Below are 26,536 nucleotides of genomic sequence, written 5' to 3'. Positions count from 1 at the left end.
AGGTCCAGGGCGCAGACTGTCTGCCCCGGTCCACCGCGGACCGGGGCGAGGAGGATCATGAACTCATGGTGCGGCCGGCGGACACAGTGACCGGGTTGCCGCGGCTGGTGCTGCTGGAACCGAACGACGGCTGTCTCACGATGGCCCGCCGGCTGGCGCTCCGGGGGGTCGAGGTGGTCGCCCTCTGCCCGCCGACGAGCGCGTGGGTCGGACGGAGCCGGGCCCTCAGGGAGATCGCCGTGGGGCCGGTCGCCGACGGCGCCGACCGGCCGTGGCTGCCGGCCCTGACGGCGCTCGGCGACCGGCCGGGGGTGCTGGTCAGCGGCTCGGACGCCGCATCGGAGTTCATCGCCACCCGACGCCACGAGATCCCGTCTGCGCTGCGCAGCTTCGAGAGCGTGGACGGCGCGCACCTGGCCCTGATGCAGAAGGACACCATGCGGGCCGTCGCGGAGGAGGCGGGCGTCCGTCTGCCCCACACCTTCCGCATCGACGCTCCTGGGGACGACCGCCTAGTGGACCTAGCCGTGGCGGCCGCACCGTGCGTCGCCAAGCCGGTCCTGGGGCACGTCGGCCGGCGGTCGGGCGACTTCGCCACGCGACTGCTGCCGGACGCCGACGCCGTCCGCGGGCACCTCGGCGCCGCGCTCGCCGCCGGGGTGGACATGCTGGTCTCCGAGGAGATCCCCGGGCCCGCCACCGCCCTCGAAGGGGTGATCAGTCTCCGCACCGCGGACGGGAGGTACCCGCTCGAGGGGAGCCGGCGCAAGATCCGGGCCTACGACCACGGGGTCGGGTCGCTCGCCGAGGCGACCGCCCTGCCGGAGGCCATGGCGCTGGCCCGTCGGCTGCTGGATGCCGCCAACTACGTCGGGCTCGCCGCGACCGAGTTCAAGCGGCACGCGGTCACGGGCGAGCTGCACCTCATCGAGGTCAACGTGCGCGTGCCGCAGAACTTCGGGGTGTACGACGCCGCGGGCCTCGACGCGTCCTGGCGGGTCTACGCCACGCTGGCCGGGCTGCCCGTCGGGGAACAGCCCCCGGCGCGGGAGGGCGCGCGGGTGTGGCTGCCGCAGCACGACCTGCACGTGGTCCGGGGGCTGCGCCGCCGCGGCGAGATCACGGTGACGCAGGCCGTCCGGTCGCTGGCCGGGGTGCGGAACGCCGGTGTGCTCAGCTGGCGGGACCCCGGCCCGGCCTGGGCGGTCCTCCGCTCCGAGTGGGGACGACTGCGGCGTCGCTGAACGAGGGACGGACGCTCAGCCGGCGGTCCAGGCCAGCAGGTCCTCAGCGGTGCGGGTGTTGACCACGCGCTCGGGCGGGACGCCGCACTCGACCGCCCGCTCGCAGCCGTTGCCCTGCCAGTCCAGCTGGCCGGGGGCGTGCGCGTCGGTGTCGACGGCGAACTCGCAGCCGAGGTCGACGGCCAGGTTGAGCAGCCGCAGCGGCGGGTCGAGCCGCTCGGGCCGGGAGTTGATCTCCACGGCGGTGCCGTGCTCGACGCAGGCGGAGAAGACGGCCTCGGCGTCGAAGGTGCTCTCCGGGCGCGGCCGCTGCCGGCGTCCCTCCCGCTGCTCGCGGGGGACCAGCAGCCGGCCGGTGCAGTGCCCGAGGACGTCGGTGTGCGGGTCCGCGACCGCGGTGAGCATCCGCTCGGTCATCGCGGTGGAGTCCGCGCGCAGGTCGGAGTGGACGCTCGCGACGACGACGTCCAGGCGCCCGAGCAGCTCGTCGGTCTGGTCGAGGCTGCCGTCGACGTTGATGTCGCACTCGATGCCGGTGAGGATCCGGAAGGGCGCCAGCTCCTCGTTCAGCGCGGCGACGACGTCCAGCTGCCGCTCCAGCCGCTCGGCGGACAGCCCGTTGGCGACGGTCAGCCGGGGCGAGTGGTCGGTCAGGGCCACGTACTCGTGGCCCAGCCCGATCGCCGCCTCCGCCATCTCGCGGATCGGGCTGCCGCCGTCGGACCAGTCCGAGTGCACGTGCAGGTCGCCGCGCAGCAGGGCGCGGAACTCGGCGACGTCGTCGGCCAGCGGCACCAGTTCGCCGTGGGACTCCTCGAGGCGGGCCAGGTACTCGGGCACCTCGCCGGCGTGCGCCTGCACGATCGCCGCGCCGGTCTTGGGCCCGATGCCGCGCAGGTCGGTGAGCGTCCGCGTCCGGATCCGCCGGTCGAGCTCCTCGGGACCGAGGGTGTCGACGACGGCCGCGGCGGTGCGGAACGCCGCGACTCGGTGGGTGGGCTCGCGGGCGCGCTCCAGGAGGAAGGCGATCCTCCGGAGCGCGGCCGCGGGCGGGAGCGGGGAACTCAGCGGGAGCCCTTCTGGTACTTCTTCTCGGCCTTCCGCTGGGCCCTCGCCGCGCGCTTCTGCGCCCTCTGCACGCTCTTCTCGGTGCTGTCGGCGGCCCGGGACGCCGCGCGGCGGGCGCGGTAGCCCACCGACGGCTTGCCCTCGGTGTCGACGGCGGCGATCAGCAGCCCGCCCAGCATGCTCAGGTTCTTGAGGAAGTGCGCGGTCTGGCCGAAGCGCTCCTTGGGGTCGTCGTGCTCCCAGAAGCGGTGCCCGGCCAGCGTCGTCGGCACCAGGCTCGCCGAGAGGACCAGCGCCGACAGCCGGGGCAGCCGGCCCAGGGCGAGCAGGGAGCCGGCCGCGACCTGCGCGCCGGCGTTGATCTTGACGTACTGCTCGACGTCGCGGGGCACCTGCACCGGCAGCTGCTCGTCGGCCTTGGCGGCGATCTGGTCGACGACCGGCGCGGCACCCGGCACCCTGCTCTGCGGGTTGCGCAGGGTGTCGATGCCGCCGTAGACGAACGACGACGCCAGCAGCGGCCGGGCGATCCGGCGGACCAACATGGAGGACCTCTTTCCGTCGGGGACTGCAGGTCTGCTCAGTGCCCCGACCCGCGCCGGGACACCCTGACCGGACCGTAGTGAGATCGCCGCCACTCCGCTGGGTCAACGGCGGGCGACGGCAGTCGACCGGTCCTCCCCGGCCACCGGCGTCGGAGGCCCACGGCGACCGCGGCGCCCACCGCCAACCCGGCGACGACGTCCCCCGGGTAGTGCACGCCGACGTGCACCCGCGAGTAGCCGACCGCGAGTGCGAGGGGTGCGAGCACGACCCCCGCCGCCGGGCACTCCAGGGCGACGCCGGTGACGAAGGCCCCGGCCGAGGAGGAGTGGCCGCTCGGGAACGAGTGCGTGGTCATCGCCTGCTGCAGCAGGCGGTGCACCGGGTGGGCGCCGAGGTCGGGACGCCGGCGGCCGAACACCGGCTTGAGCGCGGTGTTCACCAGTCCGCTGGACACCGCCATCGACGCCAGCCCGCGGACGGCGCCGCGTCGCGGCGCACCGCGACGCAGGGCCATGAGCACGCCGGCGACCGTCCAGAGACGGCCGTGGTCGGCGGCGGTGGTGAGCCGGCGCAGCCAGCGGTCGGCAGGGGAGTTCGGCAGCCCGCCGACGAGGGTGTGCAGGCGCGCGTCCCAGTGCCGGGCGCTCACCATGCGCGCGACGCTAGAAGGACCTCCCTGCCCCCACCACTCGCACGCCCGCGCCAGGCCCCGTCCAGAGGCTCACCGCGAGCTTGCGAGTGGTGAGGGGAACGGGCCCTTCGTCAGGTCTTCTGGCGGGCGCGGTAGGCGGCGACCGTCGAGCGGCTGGCGCAGGTGTTGGAGCAGTACCGGCGGCTGGCGTTGCGCGAGGTGTCGACGTAGACGTCGTCGCACCCCTCGGCCGAGCAGACGCCGATCCGCTGCCACCCGTGCTGGACGACGACCTGCGACAGGCCCATCGCCACCGTCGTCGTCAGCTGCTCCAGCAGTGGCGCGTCGGGGCGCGCGTAGTGCAGGTGCAGCTCGCCGTCGTGGTCGGTGGCGTAGGGCTGCGGGTGCGCCAGGGCGAGCAGCGAGTTGAGCCGCTCGAGCACCTCGGGCTGCGTGGTGGCCACGGCCACCGCCCGCACCAGGTCGGCGGTCGTGGCGGCCTGCCCGGTCTCGGCGCGGGAGAGCTCGACGACCGTGCCCGGCTCGAACCACTCGTCGTGGGTGCGCAGGAAGGCCGTGGCCCAGTCCGGTCCGGCGTCCCGGTCGGCGTTGGCCAGGTCGATGGCCAGCTCGACCGCGGTGGACCCGTAGGTGTCGTAGTCCATGGAATCCCCTACCGCTGGTGTGCCGTCGACACGCCGTAGGCGTCGTCAGTCACTTGACCCCCTACGTGTCTGTCCGTAGCGTGTAGGCAGTCAACGGTGTTTGACCCCCTACCTCTTCCCGTCCGCGTGCTACCGAAGTGAGTTCGTCGTGCGTTCGTACCTGTCCGTCTGGCGCCTGCCGTCCGCCCCGGTGCTGCTCGTCGCCGGTTTCGCCGGCCGTCTCCCCTCGGCCATGGTCCCGCTCGCACTGCTGCTCATGGTGCAGCAGCAGACCGGTTCCTACGCCGTCGCCGGCCTCGCGGCGGCCACCTACGGCCTGGCGATGGCCGGGATGGCGCCGGTGCTCGGTCGGCTGGCCGACCGTCGCAGTCCGCGCCCGGTCCTGGTGGCGCAGGCCGCGGCCTATCCGCTGCTGCTGACCCTGCTCGTGGCCGTCGTCCTCGGCGGCGCTCCCACCGCGGCGATCGTGGCCGCCTCGGCCGTCGCCGGTGCCGGGACCCCGCTGGTGTCCGGTGCGGTCCGTGCGCTGTGGTCCCGGGTCGACCCGCGGGTGCGGGGCACCGCCTACGCCCTCGACGCCACCGCCACCGAGCTGGTCTTCGTGGCCGGCCCGACGCTCGTCGCCGCGCTCGCCGTGCTGGCCACCCCGGCGTGGGCGATCGCCGTCGCCGGGGTGCTGGCCGTGGCCGGCGCACTCGGCATCGCGGCCTCGGGGGCGATGCGCGGCTGGGTGTCGGTGCCCGTGGTGCACCGCACCAGCGCCTTCGCCACGGTGCTCGCCCCCGGCATGCCCCGGGTGCTGCTCAGCGGCGCGGCGCTGATGCTCGGCTTCGGTGCGCTCGAGGTCGCCGTCCCCGCGTTCGCCGACGCCGCCGGGGCGCCCGGGATGTCCGGCGTCCTGCTGGCCCTGTGGTCGCTGGGCTCGGTGGCCGGCGGGCTGTGGTTCGGCGCCCGGGTGGTCAGCGTCTCGCTACCGCGGCAGTACCGCTGGCTGCTGCTCGGCGTGACCATCGGCCTGGCGCCGCTCGCCGCGGCGTCCGACCCGTGGGTCCTCGGTGCGCTGCTCTTCCTCGGCGGGACGGCCATCGCGCCCACGTTGACGGTGCAGAACTCGCTGGTGGGCGCGATCGCTCCGGCGCACGCCACCACGGAGGCCTTCACTTGGCTGTCGACGATGGCCACCGGTGCCTCGGCGGTGGGGGCCGCGCTCGGCGGGGCGCTGATCGAGGGCCCGGCCGGGGTGAGCGGCAGCCTGCTGCTCGCCGTCGCCGGGGCCGCCCTCGCGGTGCTGGTGACGCTGGTCCCGGGCCGGCGTCCGGCCCGCGAGCGGGTGCCCGAGCCCGTCGCCGCCTGAGTCCGCCGTTGCGCAGGGAGGGACGTGCCAGGTCCTGTCGACGCGTCCCTCCCTGCGCACCGGGAGGTCGGGGGACCCCTGGCGGACCGCCTCCCGGGGCGCTGGTAGTCTCTCCTCGGTGGTTCCGGGGGGACTCGGACCCCGGGAGGCTTCGCCTAGTCCGGTCTATGGCGCCGCACTGCTAATGCGGTTTGGGTTAATCCCCATCCCGGGTTCAAATCCCGGAGCCTCCGCGCACGACAACTGAACAGCAGGCACCCGTAGCTCAACGGATAGAGCATCTGACTACGGATCAGAAGGTTAGGGGTTCGAATCCCTTCGGGTGCACGTCTGGTTGAGACAGCACAGCGGCTCCGTCCTCCGGGACGGGGCCGCTGTCCTCCTCTCGGGAGCGTGCGCGAGCAGCCCCTCCACCGGCCCGGCTGCGCACGCTCGCCGGCCTCGGGCGACGGTCGTCGCGGGTCCGCCGGCTCACTCCTGCGCCGGAGGGGTCTGCCGGGAGGACGTCGGTCGTCGGCCAGGTGGGTGCCACGCGCAGCCGTCGTCCACGACGAGGTGGAGGCGTGAGGGGCGGGGGGCCGGTCCTGACGGTCTGGCCGCGTTGGTCGGTCCTCCCAGCAGTGGGAGGCCACTCGTTACCGGCTGCCCCCGCCCTGCCTCCACTGTGACCCCCGTCACACGGCCGGGTCAAGGCCGCACCGGCGTGTCGGGACGGCCCCGTCCAGGGCACCGTCCCGGGCCGGCGAGGGGCGGAGGGGACGGGGCCGTCCGTCAGCCGACCCGGCGCAGCACGTCGGGGGAGAGCTGGTCGACCGCCGTGTGGCCGCTGAGCCCGAGCGTCAGGTCGAACTCGCCCAGCACGTCGGACACCACCTGGCGCACGCCCTCCTCGCCGGCCAGGGCGAGCCCCCAGGCGAACGGCCGGCCGAGCAGCACCGCCCGCGCGCCGAGCGCGACCGCGGTGAGGACGTCGGCGCCGCTGCGCACCCCGCTGTCGAGCAGCACCGGCGCCCGGCCACCCACTGCGGCCACCACGTCGGGGAGCGCGTCGAGCGCCGCGATCGAGCGGTCCACCTGCCGGCCGCCGTGCGTGCTGACCACCACGCCGTCCACGCCCTCGTCGAGCGCCCGGCGGGCGTCGTCGGGGTGCAGCACGCCCTTGAGCACGATGGGCAGCCGGGTGCGGGCCCGCAGCCAGGCCAGGTCGGCCCAGGTGATCGAGGGCCGGGAGTAGATGGACAGGAACGTCTCGACCGCGGCCCGCGGCAGCGGCGAGCGCAGGTTCTCCAGCAGCTGTCCCGGCCAGGCCCGCGCCATCCCGACCAGCGCGCGCACGGCCGCCAGCGTGGGCCGCGGTTGCCGGTCCCGGCCGGCCGCGGCGCCGGGCCGGGCCGGGGCGGGCGCCGCGGACGCTGCGGCCCGCTCCTCGGTCAGCCGGCGGAACACCGGGTCGGAGGTGTACTGCGCGATCCCCTTGCCCAGCGCGAAGGGCAGGTGCCCCAGGTCCAGGTCGCGGGGGCGCCAGCCGAGCATCGTGGTGTCGAGGGTGACCACCAGCGCGTCGCAGCCGCTGGCCTCCGCGCGCCCGACCAGGCTCTCCACCAGCTCGTCCGAGGTCGACCAGTAGAGCTGGAACCAGCGCGGCGACGAGCCCATGACCGCGGCGCACTCCTCCATCGACACGGAGGCCTGGTTGGAGAAGACCATGGGCACGCCGAGGGACGCCGCCGCGCGCGCCACCGCGAGGTCCGCCGCAGGGTGCACCAGCTCCAGCGCGCCGACCGGGCCGAGCAGCAGGGGAGCGGGCAGCCGCCGTCCGAACAGCTGCACCGAGGTGTCCCGGACGCTGACGTCCCGCAGCACCCGTGGGACGACGGCGTACCGGTCGAACGCCGTGCGGTTGGCGCGCTGCGTGGTCTCGCCCCCGGCCCCACCGGCGACGTAGGAGTACGCGCGGCCGCCCAGCCGCTCGCGCGCGCGGCGCTGCAGCGCCCGGGCAGCGGTGGGCACCCGCGGCCGGTGGCCGTACACCCCGGCGCGGTAGACCTCGTCCTGCCGGCGGCGTCCGGTGCCCGCTGCTGAGTCCACGACGCCACCGTAGTGAGCGCTGGATCACAGCCCGTCAGACGGGCCCGGGGCGCCTTTTCACCGACACGCCGTAGCGACACGCCCGACCGGCCGGTAACCCGAGGTCGACGGTCCGGTTCCCCCGGCATCATGGGCGGCACCGGTGCACCGCGGGCGCGCCGGCGCAGAACCAGGGGGAAGTGCACGTGCAGGTGGCCACTCGGCCGGCGTCCGTCGCCGTCATGGCGCTCGCCCTGCTGTGCACCGGCACCGCCCTCGCGGGCCCGGCGGCCGCCGTCGACGACGACGCCCGCCCCGACGCCCGCGTCACCCACGGGCCCAGCTGCCGCCCGGGCGGTGTGGTCATCGAGGTCGCCGGCGGCACCGTCGGCCACGCGGTCACGCTGGGCACCAGCCGCCGTCCCGCGGGGGAGCAGAGCGCGGAGGTCGCCCCCGGCGCCGTCGTCGTCCTCAGCACCGGCCCGGTCGACTGGGGCGAGACCATCGACCCGTTCCTGCGGTACACGGCCCTGGACGGCTCGGGCGCCGGCTGGGTCGACGAGCTGACGGGCTACGACTTCACCCGGCCGGCCGCCGAGGACTGCGCCGCCATCAGCCCGCCCGCCGGCGCAGCAGTGGTGCCGCAGCACGGTGAGACGGTGCCGATGCCGGTCCCGGGCCTGCCCGACCCGGACAGCCCCGCGCCCGCCGGGACCTCCGACGGCCCGCTCGCCGCCCCGGTCTCCGCGCGGGAGGCTGCCGCGGTTCCCGACGGCGTCCCCTGGCCGGTGCTGGCCGCCGGCGGCGCGCTGGTCGCCACCGGCACGGGCCTGGTCCTCGTCGCCGGGAGCCGCCGGCCGGGCGGCCGCGCCCGGGCACCTCGGTCCTTCGGGAGCGCCTGAGCGCTCCGTCGGCGACGATGGACGGGTGGCCCGCCCCGAGGACGCCCTGGCACCGGACCTCCCCGTCGAGCACGTGCCCGGGGACGTGGCCGACGTCCCGGGCGCGGCACCCGGTCCGGCCGAGACCTGGCTGCGCATCGTGCAGGTGCACGACCGCATCACCCGCCGCGTCGACTCGGCGCTGCACCGCCGGCACGACCTCTCGCTCACCGGGTACGAGGCGCTGCGGCGGATCGCCGAGGCCCCCGGCGAGCGGGCCACCATGGGCGAGCTCGCCGAGGCCCTCGGGATCTCCCGCGCCGGGGTGACCAGCACCGTCAGCCGGCTGGTCGCCGAGGGCTACGTCGTCCGGGAGCGCTCCTCCGGGGACAAGCGGCTGCTGCACGCCCGGCTCACCCCGGCCGGGCGGACCAAGGTCGAGGAGGCCCGCCCCACCCACGACGGCCTGGTCGCCCACCTGCTCACCCTGCTGGGGGACGACGCGCCCGTCGTGACCGACGCCCTCGCCCGCGTCTCAGCGGCGGCCCGCACCCGCCGCTGAACGGGGGACTCCCGGCCTGCCGCCACTCGTCCGGGGACACTTCAAGCCCGTAGTGTTTCCTCTCCACTCACGGCGGGCAGGACGCGAACATGCAGGTGGGGATCGAGCAGTGCTCCGTGGTCGTGCCGACCGTCGGCCGGCCGTCCCTGGACGTGCTGCTCGACGCCCTCGCGGAGGCCCCCGGGCCGCGTCCGGCCGAGCTGGTCCTCGTCGACGACCGGCCCGCCGGGGAACCGCTGAGGCCGGCGCGGCCCGGCCTGCCACCCCTGCGCGTGGTGCGCACCGGCGGCGGTGGCCCCGCCCGCGCGCGCAACCTCGGCTGGCGCAGCGTGCGCACCGAGTGGGTGGCCTTCCTCGACGACGACGTCGTCCCCGACCCCGACTGGTACCGGCGGCTGGCCGAGGACCTCTCCGACCTGCCGGCCGACGTCGCCGGCAGCCAGGGCCGGGTGGGGGTGCCGCTGCCCGCGGACCGCCGGCCCACCGACTGGGAGCGCGGCACCGCGGGCCTGGCCACCAGCTCCTGGATCACCGCCGACCTCGCCTACCGCCGCGCCGCCCTGGCCGCCGTCGGCGGCTTCGACGAGCGCTTCCCCCGCGCCTTCCGCGAGGACTCCGACCTGGCCCTCCGGGTCATGGACACCGGCGCCCGGCTGGTCCGCGGTCAGCGCCGGATCACCCACCCGGTGCGCCCGGTCGACCGCTGGGTGAGCGTCCGGGTGCAGGCCGGCAACGCCGACGACGTCCTCATGCGGCGGCTGCACGGCCCCGGCTGGCGCGACCGCGCCGACGCCCCGCTGGGCCGCCGGCCGCGGCACCTGGCCGTCACCGCCGCCGGGCTGGCCGCCGTCGGCCTCGCCGCCGCCCGGCGGCCACGCGCCGCGCTCGGCGCCGCCGCGGCCTGGGCGGCCGGCACCGGCGAGTTCGCCTGGGCGCGGATCGCCCCCGGCCCGCGCGACCGGGCCGAGGTCGGCACCATGCTCGCCACCAGCGCGCTGATCCCGCCGCTGGCCACCTGGCACTTCCTCCGCGGCGCGGTGCAGCACCGGCGGGTGCGACCCTGGCGCGGGCTGCCCGACCTGGTGCTGTTCGACCGCGACGGCACCCTGGTGCGCGACTACCCCTACAACGGCGACCCGGCGCTGGTGAAGCCGGTGCCCGGGGCCCGCGAGGCCGTCGACGCGCTGCGCGCCCGCGGCGTCCGGGTCGGCGTGGTGAGCAACCAGTCCGGTGTGGCCCGCGGGCTGATCACCCGCGCGCAGGTCGACGCCTGCATGGCCCGCCTCGACGAGCTGCTCGGTCCCTTCGACACCGTCCAGGTCTGCCCGCACGGGCCGGACGACGGCTGCACCTGCCGCAAGCCCGCGCCCGGGATGGTAAAGGCCGCCTGCGCCGAGCTCGACGTCGACCCCGCCCGCTGCGTGGTCGTCGGCGACATCGGGGCCGACGTCGAGGCCGCGGCCGCCGCCGGCGCGTCGGGGATCCTCGTGCCGACGCCGGTCACGCGCCGGGCCGAGGTCGAGGCGGCACCCCGCCGCGCAGCGACGATCACCGAGGCGGTCGAGCGGGTCCTGGCGGGTGGGTGGTGAGCCGCACGGTCCTGGTCGCGCGGCTGGACTCGGTCGGCGACGTCCTGGTCCAGGGGCCGCTGGTGCGCGCCGTGGCCGCCGGCGCCGACCGCGTCGTGTTCCTCGCCGGCCCGGCCGGCGCCGAGGCGGCCCGGCTGCTGCCCGGCGTCGACGAGGTGGAGACCTGGGCCTGCCCCTGGATCCTCGGCGACCCGCCGCCGGTCGACGCGGACGACCTCGCCGGGCTGACCGAGCGGATCCGGGCCCTCGCCCCCGACGAGGCCGTCGTCTCCACGTCCTTCCACCAGTCGCCCCTGCCCCTGGCGCTGGTGCTGCGCACCGCCGGCGTGCGGCGGGTCTCCGCGATCAGCGTCGACTACCCCGGGTCGCTGCTCGACGTCCGCCACCGGGTGGACGACGACCTCCCCGAACCCGAGCGCGCCCTGTCCCTCGCCCGCGCCGCGGGCTTCGACCTGCCGGCCGGCGACGACGGCCGGCTCGCCGTGCGCCGGCCCCTGCCCCCGGTCGCGCCCGAACCGGGTCACGTCGTCGTCCACCCGGGCGCCTCGGTCCCCGCCCGGGCCTGGCCGGCGCACCGCTGCGCCGAGGCGGTCGAGGCGCTGGCCGACGCCGGTCACCGGGTGCTGGTCACCGGCGGGCCGGGCGAGCGGGCGCTCACCGCGGCCGTCGCCGGTACCCGCGGCGTCGACCTCGGTGGCGCGCTGGGCCTGGCCGAGCTGGCCGCCGTGCTGGAGGGGGCGGCCGCGGTGGTCGTCGGCAACACCGGCCCGGCCCACCTGGCCGCCGCCGTCGGCACGCCGGTCGTCTCGCTCTTCTCCCCGGTCGTGCCGGCCGTCCGGTGGGCGCCCTACGGCGTACCGACCGTGCTGCTCGGCGACCAGGACGCCGCCTGCCGGCTGACCCGGGCCCGGGAGTGCCCGGTGCCCGGCCACCCCTGTCTCGCGTCGGTGACCGCCGCCGACGTCGTCGCCGCTGTGGAGAAGGTGATGGCCGCGTGAGGGTCCTGCTGTGGCACGTGCACGGCTCGTGGACGACGGCGTTCGTCCAGGGGCGGCACGAGTACCTCATCCCGGTCACCCCGGACCGCGGCCCGGACGGGCTCGGGCGGGCGCGCACCTGGGACTGGCCGGCATCGGCCCGCGAGGTGACCCCGGAGCAGCTGAGGGAGATCAGCGTCGACGGCGGTGTCGACGTGGTGGTGCTGCAGCGGACCCGCGACCTGGACCTGGTGCGCGAGTGGCTGGGCCGCGAGCCCGGACGGGACCTGCCCGCGGTCTTCCTCGAGCACAACGCGCCGGGTCTGGAGCCCGGCGACGGGCCGGTGCCGCACACCCGGCACCCGCTGGCCGACCGCTCGGACATCCCGATCGTGCACGTCACGCACTTCAACCAGCTCTTCTACGACAACGGCCGGGCGCCGACGACGGTCGTCGAGCACGGCATCGTCGACCCCGGCGAGCGCTGGACCGGCGAGCTGGCGCGGGCCGCCGTCGTCACCAACGAGCCGGTCCGCCGCGGCCGGACGGTCGGCGCCGACCTGCTGCCCGGGCTGGCCGCGGTCGCGCCGGTCGACGTGTTCGGCATGGGGCTGGCCGGGCTGCACGAGCGCTACGGCCTCGACCCCGGCCGGGTCGCGCTGCACGACGACCCGCCGCAGGCCGCGATGCACACCGAGCTGGCCCGCCGCCGGGTCTACGTGCACCCGGTCCGGTGGACCTCCCTCGGGCTCTCCCTGCTCGAGGCGATGCACCTGGGCCTGCCGGTGGTCGCCCTGGCGACCACCGAGGCGGTGGAGGCGGTGCCGGCCGAGGCCGGCGTGCTCTCCACCCGGCCCGGCGTCCTGTGGGACGCCGTCCGCACCTACCTGCACGACGAGGACGCCGCCCGGCTGGCCGGCAAGGCGGCACGCGCCGCCGCGCTGGAGCGGTACGGGCTTCCCCGGTTCCTCACCGACTGGGACCGACTCCTCGGAGAGGTGACGCGATGATCATCGACCTGGTCAGCGAGCACGCGAGCCCGCTCGCCGCGATCGGCGGAGTGGACGCCGGCGGGCAGAACGTGCACGTCGCCGCGCTCGCCGCGGGCCTGGCCCGCCGCGGGCACGCGGTGACCGTGCACACCCGCCGGGAGGACCCGGACCAGCCCGACCGCGTGACCACCGCCGACGGCTACGACGTCGCGCACGTGACCGCGGGGCCGGCCCGGGTGCTGCCCAAGGACGACCTGCTGCAGCACATGCCCGAGTTCGCGTCGGTGCTGCGCCGCGAGTGGGCGCAGCGGCCCCCGGACCTGGTGCACGCGCACTTCTGGATGAGCGGGCTGGCCGCGGTCGCCGCCGCAGGGGCGATCCCGGTCGTGCAGACCTTCCACGCACTCGGCTCGGTCAAGCGGCGCCACCAGGGTGCCGCCGACACCTCGCCGCCGCAGCGCGTCGAGCTGGAGCGGTCGCTGTGCCGGACCCTTCGCCACGTGGTCGCCACCTGCTCCGACGAGGTCTTCGAGCTGCGCCGGCTCGGCCTGGACAGCGACCGCGTCACGGTCGTGCCCTGCGGGGTGGACACCACGGTGTTCACCCCGCGCGGACCGGTCGCGCCGCGCGGCGACCGGAAGCGGCTGCTCGTCCTCGGCCGGCTGGTCGAGCGCAAGGGGCAGGAGGACGCCGTCCGCGCGCTGGCCGCCGTCCCCGACGCCGAGCTGGTCGTCGTCGGCGGGCCTCCGGCCGCGCAGCTGGACGGCGACGCCGAGGTGCGCCGGCTGCGCGCGGTCGCCGCCTCCCTCGGGGTGGCGGACCGGCTGGTGTTCACGGGCGCGGTGGCCCGCGCCGACGTCCCGGCGTGGATCCGCTCGGCCGACGTCGTGCTGGCCGTGCCCTGGTACGAGCCGTTCGGCATCACCCCGCTGGAGGCCATGGCCTGCGGCCGCCCGGTGGTCGCCACCGCGGTCGGCGGGCTGCAGGACTCCGTCGCCGACGGGGTCACCGGCGACCTGGTCCCCGCGCGGGACCCGGCCAGGCTCGGCGAGGTGCTCGCCGCGCTGCTGGCCGACGACGCCCGCCGTGCGGCCTACGGCACGGCCGGGGTGCGGCGCGCCCGCCACCGGTACCGGTGGGCCCGCGTGGTCGCCGACACCGACACCGTCTACCGGCAGGTCCTGGCCGGCCCGGTACGCACCGATGGCAGCGACAGGAGCCCCGTGGAGGCCGCCCGATGACCGTTCCGCCGCACTCCGCCGGCGAGGTCGTCTCGCCCGACACGTGCACGCACCTCACCGGCGCGGACCACGTCGCGTCGCTGGCCGCCGCGCTGGGGTCGCTGAACGGGCAGCTCGACGCGCTGGACCGCTGGGGCCGGCTCATCGCCGACGTGCTCTGCGGGGAGAGCCGCGGCCGGCTGCTCGCGGCGGGCAACGGGGGCAGCGCGGCCCAGGCGCAGCACCTGACCGCCGAGCTGGTCGGCCGCTACCGGGCCGACCGGCCGCCGTTCTCCGCGATCTGCCTGACCGCCGAGACCTCGTCGCTGACCGCGATCGCCAACGACTACCCGGCCGACGAGCTGTTCGCCCGCCAGGTGGAGGCGCACGGCCGGGCCGGCGACGTGCTGGTGCTGCTGTCGACGTCCGGCCGCAGCCCCAACGCCGTCGCCGCCGCGCGCCGGGCCCGCGAGTGCGGCATCACCGTGCTGGCGATGACCGGCCCGGCACCCAACCCGCTGGCCGCCGTGGCCGACGACGCGGTCTGCATCGACTCCCCGTGGACGGCGACCGTCCAGGAGTGCCACCTGGTCGCGCTGCACCTGGTCTGCGCCGCCTTCGACGCGGCAGTGCTCGCCGAGCCCGCCCGCGTGCCCGAGACCCGGCTCGGGGTCGCCCGGTGAGCGCGACCGGGGTGGGTGGGGGAGCGATCGTCGTCGTCGGCGACGCGCTGCTCGACGTCGACCTGGTCGGGACGGCCTCGCGGCTCACCCCCGACGCGCCGGTGCCGGTCGTCGAGGACGTCGAGACCCGCGAGCGCCCCGGCGGGGCGGCCCTGGCGGCGGTCATCGCGGCGCGGGCCACCCGCCGGGAGGTCGTGCTGGTCACCCCGATGGCCGACGACGCGGACGCCGACCGGCTGCGCGCGCTGCTCGCCGGCCGGGTGCGGTTGGTGGAGATCCCGGCGACCGGCGGGACGGCCGTCAAGCGCCGGGTCCGGGTGGGCGACCACTCGGTGGCGCGCATCGACAGCGGCGCCCCGGTGGCCGAGCTGGGCACGCTGCCCGACGAGGCGGCTGCCGTCCTGCGCGACGCCGCCGCGGTGCTCGTCGCCGACTACGGCCGGGGGACGACGGCCGACCCCGCCGTCCGCGCGGTGCTGGCCGAGGCCGGTGGGCCGGTGGTCTGGGACCCGCACCCGCGTGGCGCGGACCCGGTGCCCAACGCGCGGCTGGTGACGCCCAACGGCGCCGAGGCCGCCCGCGTGGCCTCGTCGGCCGGGGTGGCCGCCGAGGGCGAGGGCCTGGCGGCGGTCGGCGCGCGGGCCGAGGCGCTGATCCGGCACTGGGGCGTCGGCGCGGTCTCGGTGACCCTCGGCGCCCGCGGTGCGCTGCTCTCCTACGGCGAGGGCGCGCCGATGGTGGTGCCCGCGACCCCGGTGACCGGCGGGGACCCGTGCGGAGCCGGGGACGCGTTCGCCGCCGCGGCAGCGCTGGCCCTGGCGGAGGGGGCGGTGACCGGCGAGGCGGTCGCGGCCGCGGTCGCGTTCGCCGGGGGCTTCGTGGCCCGCGGTGGCGCCTCGGCGTGGGACGCCGTCGAGCCGGACGTGGTCACCGAGCCCGGGGCCGACGGGGTGATCGCCCGGGTCCGCGCGGCGGGCGGGACGGTGGTCGCGACCGGCGGCTGCTTCGACCTGCTGCACCCCGGCCACGTGGCGACGCTGCGGGCCGCCCGCGGGCTGGGCGACTGCCTGGTGGTGTGCATCAACTCCGACGACTCGGTGCGCCGGCTCAAGGGCCCGTCGCGGCCGCTGGTGACCGCCGCAGACCGGGCGCGGGTGCTCGAGGCGCTGGAGTTCGTCGACGCCGTCGTCGTCTTCGACGAGGACACCCCGGCCGAGGTGATCGGCCGGCTGCGCCCGGACGTGTGGGCCAAGGGCGGGGACTACGCCGGCGCCGACCTGCCCGAGGCCGCCGTGCTGCGGCGCTGGGGTGGCCAGGCCGTCGTGCTGCCCTACCTCGACGGGCACTCCACGACCGCCCTGGTGGAGCGCTCACGGGTGTGAGGGAGGACCCCGCTGCCCCCCACGCGTCGCAGGCTCGGCGCGGGACCCGGAACGGGGCGTTGACAGGCCCGGGGGAGCGGCCAGCCGCGGTGGTACTCCGGCCGCTGGGGCTCGGCGACCTGCTCACCGGCGTGCCCGCGATCCGCGCCGTGCGGGCGGCCGTCCCCGGCCACCGGCTGGTGCTGGCCACCACCGCGGCGCTCGAGCCGCTGGCCTCGTTGGTCGACGCGGTCGACGAGGTGCTGCCCGCCCGCGAGCTGGAGCCGCTGGACTGGTCGGGCCCGCCGCCCGAGCTCGCCGTCGACCTGCACGGCAAGGGGCCGGCCTCGCACGTCGTGGTCGCCGACCTGCACCCGCACCGGCTGCTGACCTTCGACAGCCCCGGCTACCCCGGGCCGACCTGGTACCCCGACGAGCACGAGGTGCGGCGCTGGTGCCGGCTGGTCGCCGAGGGACTGGGCGTGGACGCCGACCCCGACGCGCTCGACCTCGCCGTGCCCTCCGTGCCTCCGCCCGCCCCGGCCGGTGTGGCGCTGGTGCACCCGGGCGCGGCGTTCCCCGGACGGCGCTGGCCCGCCGACCGGTTCGCCGCCGTGGCACGGAACCTGGCCGCGCGCGGGCTGGACGTGCGGATCACCGGGGGCCCGGCCGAGGTGCCCCTCGCGCGGGCGGTGGCCGAGGGCGCCGGCCTCGGGCAGGGGTGCGTCCTGGCCGGGCGGACGACGACGCTCGAGCTGGCCGCGGTGGTCGCCGGGGCCCGCGTCGTGGTCAGCGGCGACACCGGCCTGGCGCACCTGGCGACCGCCTACCGCCGTCCCTCGGTGGTGCTGTTCGGCCCGGTGTCCCCGGCGCTGTGGGGGCCACCGCTCAGGGCCGGGGCGCACGGGCCACTGCACGTCGTCCTCTGGCACGGCGACGGGACCGGGGACCCGTGGGGCACCGAGCTCGACCCGGCGCTGGCAGAGGTGACCGTCGAGGAGGTCGTCGCTGCGCTCGACGACCTGCTGACCCGGACCTGAGGGAGGACCCACCCCTCCCCACACCTCGTGGGCGTGGTGCGGGGCCCTGGCGGGGGTCGCGGGACGGGGCGCTCAGCGCTGCCGGAGGGCGTCGAACAGGACGGTCTGCAGGTCCGTCGGGTCGACCGCGGAGTAGGCCGCGCCGCCGGTCACGTCCGCGATCTGCTCGAGGGCACCCAGGTCGGCGTCCGGGCCGAGCGCGACACCGATGACCTTGATCGGCCGGTCGGGGTCGGCCTCGCCGCGCAGCGTGTCCAGCAGCTCGTCGAGGTCCACGCCCTGGCTGTCCTCGTTCGTCCCGTCGGTCACCACCAGCACGCTGTTGACCGCGCGCGGGTCGAAGTCCGCGCGCGCCGCCCGCACCGCGTCCAGCGTGGTGTCGTACAGGCCGGTGCCGCCGGGGCTGAGCCGGGCGGGGATGGTGTCGAGCTCCTGGTCGAGCAGGTCCCGCTGGACGGTGCCCTCGACCTGTGCCTCGAGCTGCCGCGTGGGCACCACCTCGGTCCAGTCGCGCTCGCCGTCCAGCTCGGCGGCGAAGAACCACAGCCCGAGCGCGAAGTTGCCCGGCACCAGCGTGAGCGTGCTCTTGGCGGCGTCCCGGGCGAGCGTGGCCCGGGTGCCGTCGCCGGCCGGGGCCTCCATCGAGGTGGAGACGTCGAAGACGGTGAGGATCCGGGACGGCGCGGCCAGCTCCGACAGCTGCGCCAGCAGCGCCTGCACCCCGGCGGGGTCGAGCTGCAGGGCCTGCGGGGCGGCCTCGCGGATCCCCGCCGCCTCCGCGCCGGCCGGCGCGGTGCCGTCGGCATCGCGGAAACCGGCCTCGATGACGGCGGACCGCGCGGCGTCCGAGGTGAGCGCCCGCACGGCGGCGTCCACGGCGGCGGCGTCGGTGGCGGCGGCGGTGCCGACCCGCACCAGCGGGTAGTCCAGCCCTGGCGAGCCCTCCGCCGGGTAGACGGCCACCAGCTGCGGGTCCTCCGCGTCGGCGTTGGCCGACCACACCTCCTGCTCGCTGACCGGCACCAGCGGCGCATCGACCGCGCCCTCGCGGCCGGCGGTCAGCGCGTCGGCCGGCGAGACCGACGGTCCGCGCTCGGCCGCGAGCACCGCCTGCACCACGGCGTTGTCGGCGTCCTCGCCGCCGCCCAGCGACGTCCGCACTGCGCCCAGCGCGGCGAGGGCCTCGGCGCTGGTCGCCAGGTCCGGGACGGCGATGCCCTGCTGGCTGACCAGCGCCGCACCCCACCCCGGCGCCGCGTCGGTCCAGCCCAGCGCGTCCACGGCCGCGCGGCTGGTGGCCAGCACCACGGGGGAGGTGGCGACCGATCCGGTGCTCTCCAGCGCGGCGTCCCCGGCGCGGGCCACCCACAGCGAGGAGTCGGGCACCCACAGGTGCGGCAGGTCCGCGGCATCCAGCGCGCCCAGGTCGCCCACGGTCTGCACCGGCTGCTGCGCGGTCACCTCGGCGGACGCGCAGTCCTCGGGACGAAGGCCCTCGGCGCCGGTGAGCACCTGCTCGGCGACGGGTACGAGTTCGGGGGCGACGGCGAGCCGTACCACCGCGGTGCTCTCGCAGTCGCCGTCCCCCGCGTTCATCGCCCACACGGTGATGCCACCGGCCAGCAGCACCACCGCGGCCACCGCCAGCGCGATCAGCACCTGCGGCGTCAGCTGCAGCGACCGGCGCGAGGCAGAGGTGTCGGCGTGGCGGCCCATCGAGCAGCTCCCCCGTCGAAGTGGTCAGCGTCTCCGGCGACCCTCGCGACCGCCCACTACACAGTAGATGCGATCCCTGACCCGCTGTGGATCACCCGGCGCGGACGTCCGCCGCCCGCAGCTGCTCGGAGAACCACGCCACCGTGCTCCGCAGGCCCTCCTCCGAGGGGACCGTCGGGCGCCAGCCGAGCAGCTGCTCGGCGCGGGTGGTGTCGGGACGGCGGACCTTCGGGTCGTCCACCGGCAGGTCGATGAAGGAGATCTCCGACGACGAGCCGGTCAGCTCGACGATCCACTCGGCCAGCCGCAGCATCGACAGCTCGTCGGGGTTGCCGATGTTGACCGGCCCGGCCTCGCCGGAGAAGGCCATCGCGAGGATGCCGCGCACGGTGTCGTCGACGTAGCAGATGGACCGGGTCTGCGAGCCGTCGCCCGCGACGGTCAGCGGGCGGCCGGCGAGCGCCTGGCCGACGAAGGCGGGGATGGCGCGGCCGTCGTCCGGGCGCATCCGCGGACCGTAGGTGTTGAAGATCCGGACGATGCCGGTGTCGGTGCCCTTCGAGGTCCGGTAGGCCGTCGTCATGGCCTCGCTGAAGCGCTTGGCCTCGTCGTAGACGCCGCGCGGGCCGATCGGGTTGACGTTGCCCCAGTACTCCTCGGTCTGCGGGTGGACCAGCGGGTCGCCGTAGACCTCGGAGGTGGAGGCGAGCACGTACCGGGCGCCCTTCTCGTGGGCCAGCCCGAGGGTGTGCAGGGTGCCGAGGCTGCCGACCTTGAGGGTCTCGATCGGCATCCTCAGGTAGTCCAGCGGGCTGGCCGGCGAGGCGAAGTGCAGCACCAGGTCGACGTCGCCGGGCACGTGCACGAAGTCGGTGACGTCGCAGCGGACCAGCCGGAAGCCGGGGTGCTCCACCAGGTGGACGACGTTCTGCGGCGAGCCGGTGAGGAAGTTGTCGAGGCAGACCACCTCGACGCCCCGCTCGAGCAGGTGCTCGCAGAGGTGGGAGCCGAGGAAACCGGCACCCCCGGTGACCACCGCCCGCCGGATCATCCGTGCCGCGCGCACCATGCCTGCTCCCTCCGCACCGGACGCGCGACCGTGCGCGCCGCGGCGGCTCCTACCCGAAGATCACCGCCGCACACTTCGGCGTTTAAGTGTCCGGCCCGGGGGGACGGCGGCCCCCTATCGGTTGACCCCGTCCAGCGGCTCGCCGTGCGCCCCCGAACGGTGCGCAGGACGGGTCCGCTCACTGCAGGTAACCCTCCACCTGCTGCTCGGGGCGGGGGGAGGCCTCGTCGGGGTCCTCGCCGTACTGGCGCTTGGCGTCCCGTTGGCGCAGCAGGTCCCAGAGCTGGTCGCGGTCCTCCTCGATCTGCCGGAGGCGGGCGCGCTGCTCGTCGGAGTGCTCGCCGCTGTCCCGCAGTCGGCGCTCCTCCTCGACCAGCGCCTCGATGCGGCCGCGGATCTCGCTGTCGTCCATGGACGCTCCCTGCCCGGCGCGGGGCGGGCGAAACGGTCAGCGCGGTGCCACCGGCCGGCTGCCACCCCCGGCCGCTCCCCGCGGCGTCAGCCGACGGCCGGCACGTAGCCCTCGACGAACGCCGCCAGCCGCCGGGTGACCGCGCCACCGGCCCGGCCCAGCGACAGCAGCGCGGCCCGCTCCAGCGGCACCCGCACCGGACGCCGTCCCGCCGGGCCGCCCGCGCGCACGGCGTGCCCGGCGGCCACCAGCTCCGGCCACGGGCGCGCCAGCTGCTCCAGCACGCGGGCCAGCGCGGCGGTCGTCGGGCCGGCGTTGCCCTGCACCATCGCGGTGACGAAGCCCGGGTCGCTGCCGATCACCCGGGTGCCGTCGCGGAAGCTCCCGGCGGCCAGCGCCAGCGCCAGCGGGCCGGCCTCCCCGGCGGTGGCGGCCAGGGCCGCGGCCAGCAGGTGCGGCACGTGGCTGACCGCGGCGACGGCGTCGTCGTGCTCGGCGGCGGTCGCCGGGACCACCTCGGCGCCGACGGCCAGCGCGACCTCGGCCACCCGCAGCCAGCGCGGCAGCTCGGTGCCCGGCTCCAGGCACAGCGCCCAGCGGGCACCGGTGAACAGGCCGGGGTCGGTCGCCTCGTACCCGGAGCGCTCGGTGCCGCACATGGGGTGCCCGCCGACGTAGCGACCACCCAGCGTCGGCCCCAGCTCGGCGAGGACCGGTGCCTTGACCGAGCCCAGGTCGGTGACGGTGGCGTCCGGGTCGACGTCGAGACCCTCGAGTGCCGCGGCCATCGCCGGCAGCGGGACGGCGAGGACGACGACGCCGGTCAGCTCGCGGGCGATCCGCACCCCGCGTGCGGCGGCGGCGTCCCGGGCTGCGGGGTCGACGTCCCAGCCGGTCACCTGCCGGCCGGCCGCGACGAGGGCGGCTGCCAGCGACCCGCCCAGCTGGCCCAGGCCGACGACGCCCACCGGGGGAGCGGGCACCGTCGGCACGGGGAAGGAGGTCACCGGTCCTCCCAGGCGGTCCCGGTGCGGAACACCCGGGCCAGCGCGGTGGCCACCAGCCGGCCGTCCTGGGCGCGGGCCTCGATGCGGTAGACGGCGGTGCGGCGGCTGCGGTGGACCTCGGTGCCCTCGGCGACCAGCCGGTCACCCGGCCGGCCGGGGGCGAGGAACTCGGTGTGCACGTCCTGGGCCACCGCGACGGTGCCGTGGCTGTTGCTGACCGCCGCGTGGACGACGTCGAGCAGGGCCATCGTCGCCCCGCCGTGCGCGGTGCCGACCGCGTTGAGCAGCTGCGGGCCCACCGTCATCGCCGCGCGGGCGTACCCGGGGCGGACCTGCTCCAGGACGATCCCCAGCAGGTCGGCCAGCGGGTCGGCGGCCAGCCGGGAGAACAGCGCGGGGGCGACGTCGGCTCCGTCGTCCGGAGCGGGATCGGCCATGATCAGAGGCTATGACCCACGCGCTCCTCCGGCCCCCGCGCGCCCAGGCCTCCGCGGCATGACCCCCCGCTCGTTCCTGCTCACCCCGGAGCTGGCCGACTACGTCCGGGCCAGCTCCGAGCCGCCCGACGACGTCGCCGCCGACCTGCTCGCCGAGACCGCGGCGCTGGCCGACCGCGGCGACGCGCCGCCGACCTTCCAGATCGCGCCCGAGCAGGGCACCTTCATGCAGCTGCTCACCCGCGCTCTCGGCGTCCGCCGGGCGGTCGAGATCGGCACCTTCACCGGGTACTCGGCGCTGTGCGTGGCCCGCGGGCTGCCGGAGGACGGCTCGCTGCTGTGCCTGGACACCAGCGAGGAGTGGACGGCGGTGGCCCGGCGGTACTGGGCCCGCGCCGGGCTGGCCGACCGCATCGGGCTGCGGCTGGGTGACGCGCACGAGTCGCTGCGGGCGCTGCCGGCCGAGCCGACCTTCGACCTGGCCTTCGTCGACGCGGACAAGGCCGGCTACGCCGACTACGTCGACCAGCTGCACCCGCGGATGACCGACGGCGGCGTCGTGCTGCTGGACAACACCCTGCGCGGCGGTCGCGTGCTCGACCCGCGGAACGACGACGACCGGGCGCTCGTGGCGCTCAACGCCGCGCTGGCGACCGACCCCCGCTGGGAGACGGTGCTGCTGCCGCTGTCCGACGGCCTGACGGTGCTGCGGCGGCGATGAGCGGACCGGACACGCCGGCCAGCTGGGCGGTGCGGGTGAGCCGTCCGGGCGGGACCTGGCGGGTGGAGCTGCTCGCCGCGGACGCCGGGGACGAGCTGCCGGCGCTGGAGCGGGCGCTCGGCGACCCGGGCGCCGAGGACTGGCCCGGGCCGTTCGTCGTGGTCGTCGACTCGCGGCTGTACTTCGTCGTCCTCCGGCACGGGCCGGGCGGGCTGGTGCGGGCGCTGATCTCCGACGCCACCATGCAGGAGTGGCTGCTCGCCGCCGAGGTGGTGGAGCGCTACGGCATCGCGGTCGACGCCGAGAGCGCGTTCGACGACGAGACCGGCTGGCCCGGCGGCGACCTGGACGTCTTCGCCGACGACGGGCTGCCGGCCGACCAGCTGCGGCCGATCGTCACCGCCGACGACCTGTGGGCCGACGAGATGGTCACCGCGATCGCCGCGCGGCTGGGCTTCGCCGACGAGCTGGCCGCGGCGGTGGGCCGGTGAGCGCCGTGGCGACCGCGGTCGTCTTCGACCTCGGCGGGGTGATCACCGAGAGCCCGATGACCGCCTTCACCGCCTACGAGGCCGAGGCAGGGCTGCCCCAGGGGCTCATCGTGCGGCTGAACAGCACCGACCCCGACACCAACGCCTGGGCCCGCTTCGAGCGCAACGAGCTCGACGCCGCCGGGTTCACCGACGCCTTCGAGGCCGAGGCCCTGGCCGCGGGGCACCGCCTGGACGCTCGGCGGGTGCTGGCCGCGCTGGCCGGCGAGGTGCGCCCGCAGGTGGTCGACGCGGTGCGGCGGCTGCGCGCGGCCGGCGTACCGCTGGCCCTGCTGTCGAACAACGTGGCGCCGATGGAGCGCACCGGGCGGCTGGGCGAGCTGCTGGAGCTGTTCGACGCGGTCGTGGAGTCGTCGGTGGAGGGCGTGCGCAAGCCCGAGCCGGAGATCTACCGCCGCGCGCTGGCCCGGCTGTCCGAGGCGGTCGGCAGGGAGGTGGCCGCCTCGGACTGCGCCTACCTCGACGACCTGGGCATCAACCTCAAGCCGGCCCGCGCGATGGGGATGCACACGATCAAGGTCGTCGACCCGGCCGTCGCGCTGGCCGAGCTGTCCGCGCTGGTCGGCATCGACCTGCTGGACGGCGCAGCCTCGTGACCCCGCTCCCGGCACACCTCCCCTCCCGGGCGCTCGTGCTCTGCCCACGGTGCTGGGCAGAGCACGAGCGCCCGGGGATCGGATCGGTGGCGGCCCCGTCGTGCTCTGCCCACGGTGCTGGGCAGAGCACGAGCACCGCAGGGGGCACTCGGTGACCCCGGACGTCGACGCCGCGATGGGGCGGGCGCTCGCGCTGGCCGCGGCCGCCGTCGAGTGGGGTGACACGCCCATCGGTGCCGTCGTCCTCGGGCCGGACGGCGCCGTGCTCGCCGAGGCCGCCAACGAGCGGGAGAAGCAGGGCGACCCGACCGCGCACGCCGAGGTCCTGGCGCTGCGCGTCGCCGCGCGGGTGCACGGCGACGGCTGGCGGCTGACCGGGACGACGCTCGTGGTCACCCTCGAGCCCTGCACCATGTGCGCCGGCGCGAGCGTGCTGGCCCGCGTGGACCGGATCGTGTACGGCGCGGACGACCCCAAGGCGGGTGCGGCCGGGTCGCTGTGGGACGTCGTCCGCGACCGGCGGCTCAACCACCGTCCGCAGGTCACCGGCGGGGTCCGCGCCGAGGAGTCCGCCACGCTGCTACGCGCGTTCTTCCGCCGTCAGCGGGGCCTGTAGTCTGTTCGACGGTGGCGTGTCCGAGCGGCCGAAGGAGCACGCCTCGAAAGCGTGTGAGGTGCAAGCCTCCGTGGGTTCAAATCCCACCGCCACCGCAGACAGATCGACGGCGGCGTCCCGACTCGGGGCGCCGCCGTCGTGGTTCTGGCCCCGTCCAGGGCACCGCCCCGAGCCTGCGAGGGGCGGGGAGGACGGGGTCCTTCATCAGGCGACCAGGTCCAGGTCGACCAGCCAGTCCCCGTCGTCGTCCTGCACCAGGCGGACCTGGTGGCGCTCGGTCTGCTCGCGTCCGTCGTCCCCGGTGAACTCCACCTCGGTCGTGGCCGTGACGACGCCGTCCCCCGACTGCTGCGCCGCGCGCACCTCGCGCAGGTCCACCTCCTCCCAGGTCGCCCAGAAGTCGCGGTAGTAGCTCCGGCTGGCCTGTGCCCGCAGGTACGGACCGGTCATGTCGTAGGCGGCGTCGGGGTCGCCGGGGAGCAGCTCGTAGTACCGGTCCAACGTCTCCTCGACGACCTCGGCCGGGTCGTCGGTCGCCTCGTCGGTCGGCTCGTCGGACGACGGCTCGCTCGACGGCGCCTCCGCGCCGGTGGACGGCGTCGGCTCGGCATCCGGGGTCTCCGGGGCGGGGGTGTCCTCGGCCGGGGGCGTCGCGTCGTCGACGGGCGGGGACGACGCCGCCGCGGGGGCGTCGGCGCTGGTCCCAGCGTCGCCCCGGGTGCCGAGCCAGAGCCCGCCGCCGAGCAGCAGCACGGCGAGCAGCAGCACGGCGGCCAGCAGTGGCCCGCGGCGGCGTCGGGGGCTCGGCACCGGAGCAGCGGGAGGCCGGTCCTCCGCCCGGCCGGGCGGAGGCGGCGTGGCCGGCCCGACGGGGGCGACCTGGACGGCGGTGTCCGGGTCCCGGGACCCGGCGGCGGCCGCGGCGCCCGCTCCCGCGGCCGGCAGCACCCCGCTGGCCAGCTCCTCGGTGCGCTCACGGTTGCTCGACGACCGCAGCTTGGTGCGCGCCATCAGCACGGTCGTCGGGTCGCCGTCCCGGCCGACCGCCAGCCGGGCGAGCTCGTCGCGGACCTCGGTCGTCGTCGGCCGATCCGCGGGGTCGGCGGCCAGCATCCGCACCAGCGGCGCGGTCATCGAGCCGGCCCGCCGCGGCGGCACCACCTCCCCACCGGCGACGCGGTGCAGCAGCCGCAGGGCGTTGTCGTCCAGGCCGAACGGCGGCTGGCCCTCCAGGCAGGTGTAGAGCGTCGCGCCGAGGGAGAAGACGTCGCTCTCCGGCGTCACCTCCCCGCCGCGGGCGACCTCGGGGGCCAGGAAGGCCGGGGTGCCGGTGATCTGGCCGGTCTGGGTGAGCGTCACGTCGTCGCTGGCGTGCGAGATGCCGAAGTCGGTGATCTTCACCAGGCCCTCGATCCGCGGGCCCCGCCCGATGAGGACGTTGGCCGGCTTCACGTCGCGGTGCACGATGCCGGCCGCGTGCGTGGCGGACAGGGCGTCGGCGACCTGGGCACCGATCTGCGCGACCTGGTCGACCGGCAGGACGCCGTCCTGGTGCAGCACCTCGGCCAGGCTGCGGGAGGGCAGGTACTCCATGACCAGCCACGGCGCGTCGTCCTCGACGGCGACGTCGTAGACCACGACGGCGTGCGGGTGGGACAGCCGCGCGGCGATCCGCCCCTCGCGCAGCGCCCGCTGGCGCTGCTGGGCGATGACGGTCTCGTCGGCGGTCGGCGGCGGCAGCACCTGCTTGACGGCGACCCGGCGCCCGAGCAGCTCGTCGGAGGCCAGCCAGACGGCGCCCATGCCGCCCCCGCCGATGCGCTCGAGCAGGCGGTAGCGCCCGGCCACGACGTGACCGGGTCCGCTCACCGTGCGTCCCCCCTGCTCGCCGCCGGCACCGGAGCCGCGGTCAGACGCCGGTCGGGACGCCGTACCGGCGGGCGTACTCCTCCTGGGCGCCCGCGGGCAGGACGTCGTAGAGCTCGCCGAGCTCCTCGACCACGTCGGAGGAGAGGTCGTCGAAGAGGCGCTCCCAGGTGGGGGGCTCGTCGTAGCTGCGGGTCAGCAGCAGCTCCCAGGCGCGCGTCTGCCGGTCCCGCTTGCTGCGCTCGGCGACGAACTCCGAGAGGTACCGGTCCTTCGCGGCGTCCTTCTCCTCCTTGGTCGCGGAGGCCGGCAGCTCCGAGGGGTCGGCTCCCTTGAGCACCGCGACGATCGCCTCCACGACGTCGGGCCGGAGCCGGTCGGTCTCGCTCATGGGGGCTGCTCTCCTGTCGTCGGCGCGCCGTCGGTCCGGCGCAGCCCCCAGCGTGCCCTGAGGGACGGACGCGTAACCACCCCGTACCGCGCCCCGGGTACCGCCGGCTGACCGGCCGCACCCGGCCCGGTACCCTGGCGGGCGCAGTTGGAGGATTCGCCTAGTGGCCTATGGCGCTCGCTTGGAAAGCGGGTTGGGGGCAACCCCTCGGGAGTTCGAATCTCCCATCCTCCGCAGCAGAGGCCGGGCCCCGCACGGGCCCGGCCTCCGTCGT

The 26,536-nt window shown here is 76.5% G+C and carries 27 protein-coding genes and 4 tRNA genes; 19 read left to right on the top strand and 12 right to left on the bottom strand.

The genetic code is table 11. The features are described 5' to 3' along the window. Window positions 1-65: 65 nt before the first annotated feature. Window positions 66-1,244, top strand: coding sequence for a hypothetical protein (locus tag BMW27_RS13985; RefSeq protein ID WP_139206899.1), 1,179 nt, complete (start codon window positions 66-68; stop codon window positions 1,242-1,244). 15 nt (window positions 1,245-1,259) lie between these two features. Here the strand turns inward: BMW27_RS13985 and BMW27_RS13980 are convergent, their stop codons facing one another. The 4 genes from BMW27_RS13980 to BMW27_RS13965 form a co-directional block, all read right to left on the bottom strand. Then, window positions 1,260-2,312, bottom strand: coding sequence for a PHP domain-containing protein (locus tag BMW27_RS13980; RefSeq protein ID WP_091445185.1), 1,053 nt, complete (start codon window positions 2,310-2,312; stop codon window positions 1,260-1,262). Beyond that, complete coding sequence (locus tag BMW27_RS13975) at window positions 2,309-2,857, bottom strand: DoxX family protein (protein ID WP_091445094.1); 549 nt, start codon at window positions 2,855-2,857, stop codon at window positions 2,309-2,311. Before BMW27_RS13975 ends, BMW27_RS13980 begins: the two co-directional genes overlap by 4 nt. Before the next feature lie 35 nt (window positions 2,858-2,892). Further along, the gene (locus BMW27_RS13970; RefSeq protein ID WP_091445092.1) at window positions 2,893-3,510 is read right to left on the bottom strand and encodes a phosphatase PAP2 family protein; all 618 of its coding nucleotides are present in this window, start codon (window positions 3,508-3,510) and stop codon (window positions 2,893-2,895) included. Between the two features lie 110 nt (window positions 3,511-3,620). After that, window positions 3,621-4,154, bottom strand: a complete 534-nt coding sequence (locus BMW27_RS13965) for a CGNR zinc finger domain-containing protein (protein ID WP_091445090.1) — start codon at window positions 4,152-4,154, stop codon at window positions 3,621-3,623. Between the two features lie 148 nt (window positions 4,155-4,302). Between BMW27_RS13965 and BMW27_RS13960 the strand changes: the two genes are divergently transcribed. From BMW27_RS13960 to BMW27_RS13950, 3 genes are all read left to right on the top strand, one after another. Continuing rightward, entirely contained in the window at window positions 4,303-5,508 is a 1,206-nt protein-coding gene (locus BMW27_RS13960) for an MFS transporter (protein ID WP_245743562.1), read from the top strand. Window positions 5,509-5,652: 144 nt separating this feature from the next. Continuing rightward, window positions 5,653-5,741, top strand: a tRNA-Ser gene (locus BMW27_RS13955). A 21-nt stretch (window positions 5,742-5,762) separates the two neighbouring features. Beyond that, a tRNA-Arg gene (locus BMW27_RS13950) sits at window positions 5,763-5,835 on the top strand. 444 nt (window positions 5,836-6,279) lie between these two features. Here BMW27_RS13950 and BMW27_RS13945 read toward each other — a convergent pair. Beyond that, on the bottom strand, window positions 6,280-7,596 hold the full coding sequence (locus BMW27_RS13945; RefSeq protein ID WP_091445086.1) for an alpha-hydroxy-acid oxidizing protein: 1,317 nt from the start codon (window positions 7,594-7,596) through the stop codon (window positions 6,280-6,282). Between the two features lie 185 nt (window positions 7,597-7,781). On the opposite strand from BMW27_RS13945, the gene BMW27_RS13940 reads away from it, so the two are divergent. The 9 genes from BMW27_RS13940 to BMW27_RS13900 all read left to right on the top strand — a co-directional run bounded on the left by BMW27_RS13940 (window position 7,782) and on the right by BMW27_RS13900 (window position 16,880). Next, a complete protein-coding gene (locus BMW27_RS13940) occupies window positions 7,782-8,477 on the top strand; it encodes a hypothetical protein (RefSeq protein ID WP_091445084.1) in 696 nt (231 codons plus the stop codon). 25 nt (window positions 8,478-8,502) lie between these two features. Further along, window positions 8,503-9,018 carry a MarR family winged helix-turn-helix transcriptional regulator gene (locus tag BMW27_RS13935; RefSeq protein WP_091445082.1) on the top strand — a complete coding sequence of 172 codons (516 nt, stop codon included), beginning with the start codon at window positions 8,503-8,505 and terminating at the stop codon, window positions 9,016-9,018. 89 nt (window positions 9,019-9,107) lie between these two features. Beyond that, window positions 9,108-10,607: an HAD-IIIA family hydrolase gene (locus tag BMW27_RS13930; protein WP_091445080.1), complete on the top strand. Its 1,500-nt coding sequence runs from the start codon at window positions 9,108-9,110 to the stop codon at window positions 10,605-10,607. Further along, on the top strand, window positions 10,604-11,605 hold the full coding sequence (locus BMW27_RS13925) for a glycosyltransferase family 9 protein (RefSeq protein ID WP_091445183.1): 1,002 nt from the start codon (window positions 10,604-10,606) through the stop codon (window positions 11,603-11,605). Before BMW27_RS13930 ends, BMW27_RS13925 begins: the two co-directional genes overlap by 4 nt. Continuing rightward, window positions 11,602-12,594 carry a glycosyltransferase gene (locus BMW27_RS13920; RefSeq protein WP_091445078.1) on the top strand — a complete coding sequence of 331 codons (993 nt, stop codon included), beginning with the start codon at window positions 11,602-11,604 and terminating at the stop codon, window positions 12,592-12,594. The genes BMW27_RS13925 and BMW27_RS13920 overlap by 4 nt, the downstream gene beginning before the upstream one ends. Further along, complete coding sequence (locus BMW27_RS13915) at window positions 12,591-13,817, top strand: glycosyltransferase (RefSeq protein WP_091445076.1); 1,227 nt, start codon at window positions 12,591-12,593, stop codon at window positions 13,815-13,817. The genes BMW27_RS13920 and BMW27_RS13915 overlap by 4 nt, the downstream gene beginning before the upstream one ends. Next, window positions 13,814-14,479, top strand: coding sequence for a D-sedoheptulose-7-phosphate isomerase (locus tag BMW27_RS13910; RefSeq protein WP_091445074.1), 666 nt, complete (start codon window positions 13,814-13,816; stop codon window positions 14,477-14,479). Before BMW27_RS13915 ends, BMW27_RS13910 begins: the two co-directional genes overlap by 4 nt. Continuing rightward, window positions 14,476-15,861: a D-glycero-beta-D-manno-heptose 1-phosphate adenylyltransferase gene (rfaE2, locus tag BMW27_RS13905; protein ID WP_091445072.1), complete on the top strand. Its 1,386-nt coding sequence runs from the start codon at window positions 14,476-14,478 to the stop codon at window positions 15,859-15,861. Before BMW27_RS13910 ends, rfaE2 begins: the two co-directional genes overlap by 4 nt. Window positions 15,862-15,950: 89 nt before the next feature. Further along, complete coding sequence (locus BMW27_RS13900) at window positions 15,951-16,880, top strand: glycosyltransferase family 9 protein (RefSeq protein ID WP_245743560.1); 930 nt, start codon at window positions 15,951-15,953, stop codon at window positions 16,878-16,880. A 72-nt stretch (window positions 16,881-16,952) separates the two neighbouring features. Here BMW27_RS13900 and BMW27_RS13895 read toward each other — a convergent pair whose 3' ends face one another. The 5 genes from BMW27_RS13895 to BMW27_RS13875 form a co-directional block, all read right to left on the bottom strand. Then, a complete protein-coding gene (locus BMW27_RS13895; protein WP_091445068.1) occupies window positions 16,953-18,596 on the bottom strand; it encodes a VWA domain-containing protein in 1,644 nt (547 codons plus the stop codon). 91 nt (window positions 18,597-18,687) lie between these two features. Further along, on the bottom strand, window positions 18,688-19,665 hold the full coding sequence (locus tag BMW27_RS13890; protein ID WP_091445066.1) for a UDP-glucuronic acid decarboxylase family protein: 978 nt from the start codon (window positions 19,663-19,665) through the stop codon (window positions 18,688-18,690). A gap of 178 nt (window positions 19,666-19,843) precedes the next feature. Continuing rightward, window positions 19,844-20,077 carry a DUF2630 family protein gene (locus tag BMW27_RS13885; protein WP_091445064.1) on the bottom strand — a complete coding sequence of 78 codons (234 nt, stop codon included), beginning with the start codon at window positions 20,075-20,077 and terminating at the stop codon, window positions 19,844-19,846. An 86-nt stretch (window positions 20,078-20,163) separates the two neighbouring features. Then, window positions 20,164-21,084 carry a prephenate dehydrogenase gene (locus tag BMW27_RS13880; protein WP_091445062.1) on the bottom strand — a complete coding sequence of 307 codons (921 nt, stop codon included), beginning with the start codon at window positions 21,082-21,084 and terminating at the stop codon, window positions 20,164-20,166. After that, the gene (locus BMW27_RS13875; RefSeq protein ID WP_091445061.1) at window positions 21,081-21,521 is read right to left on the bottom strand and encodes a PaaI family thioesterase; all 441 of its coding nucleotides are present in this window, start codon (window positions 21,519-21,521) and stop codon (window positions 21,081-21,083) included. The genes BMW27_RS13880 and BMW27_RS13875 overlap by 4 nt, the downstream gene beginning before the upstream one ends. Before the next feature lie 58 nt (window positions 21,522-21,579). On the opposite strand from BMW27_RS13875, the gene BMW27_RS13870 reads away from it, so the two are divergent. The 5 genes from BMW27_RS13870 (at window position 21,580) to BMW27_RS13850 (ending at window position 24,100) form a co-directional block, all read left to right on the top strand. Further along, window positions 21,580-22,242 carry an O-methyltransferase gene (locus tag BMW27_RS13870; protein WP_091445059.1) on the top strand — a complete coding sequence of 221 codons (663 nt, stop codon included), beginning with the start codon at window positions 21,580-21,582 and terminating at the stop codon, window positions 22,240-22,242. Then, window positions 22,239-22,733, top strand: coding sequence for a tRNA adenosine deaminase-associated protein (locus BMW27_RS13865; protein ID WP_091445057.1), 495 nt, complete (start codon window positions 22,239-22,241; stop codon window positions 22,731-22,733). Before BMW27_RS13870 ends, BMW27_RS13865 begins: the two co-directional genes overlap by 4 nt. Beyond that, window positions 22,730-23,389, top strand: coding sequence for an HAD-IA family hydrolase (locus BMW27_RS13860; RefSeq protein WP_091445055.1), 660 nt, complete (start codon window positions 22,730-22,732; stop codon window positions 23,387-23,389). The genes BMW27_RS13865 and BMW27_RS13860 overlap by 4 nt, the downstream gene beginning before the upstream one ends. Before the next feature lie 151 nt (window positions 23,390-23,540). Continuing rightward, window positions 23,541-24,005, top strand: a complete 465-nt coding sequence (locus tag BMW27_RS13855) for a nucleoside deaminase (RefSeq protein ID WP_217638153.1) — start codon at window positions 23,541-23,543, stop codon at window positions 24,003-24,005. A 10-nt stretch (window positions 24,006-24,015) separates the two neighbouring features. Further along, window positions 24,016-24,100: transfer RNA gene (locus BMW27_RS13850), tRNA-Ser, on the top strand. Between the two features lie 109 nt (window positions 24,101-24,209). Here the strand turns inward: BMW27_RS13850 and BMW27_RS13845 are convergent. Both BMW27_RS13845 and BMW27_RS13840 read right to left on the bottom strand, forming a co-directional pair. Beyond that, on the bottom strand, window positions 24,210-25,874 hold the full coding sequence (locus BMW27_RS13845; RefSeq protein WP_217638152.1) for a serine/threonine-protein kinase: 1,665 nt from the start codon (window positions 25,872-25,874) through the stop codon (window positions 24,210-24,212). 40 nt (window positions 25,875-25,914) lie between these two features. Further along, entirely contained in the window at window positions 25,915-26,262 is a 348-nt protein-coding gene (locus tag BMW27_RS13840) for a hypothetical protein (protein WP_012946696.1), read from the bottom strand. A 149-nt stretch (window positions 26,263-26,411) separates the two neighbouring features. Between BMW27_RS13840 and BMW27_RS13835 the strand changes: the two genes are divergently transcribed. Then, window positions 26,412-26,496, top strand: a tRNA-Ser gene (locus BMW27_RS13835). The last annotated feature ends 40 nt before the right edge of the window (window positions 26,497-26,536 follow it).

It is taken from the genome of Geodermatophilus poikilotrophus (assembly GCF_900111455.1).
Classification (GTDB): domain Bacteria; phylum Actinomycetota; class Actinomycetes; order Mycobacteriales; family Geodermatophilaceae; genus Geodermatophilus; species Geodermatophilus poikilotrophus.
The sequence above is the reverse complement of the archived record's forward strand: the minus strand, read 5'-3'. Positions and strand labels throughout refer to the sequence as shown.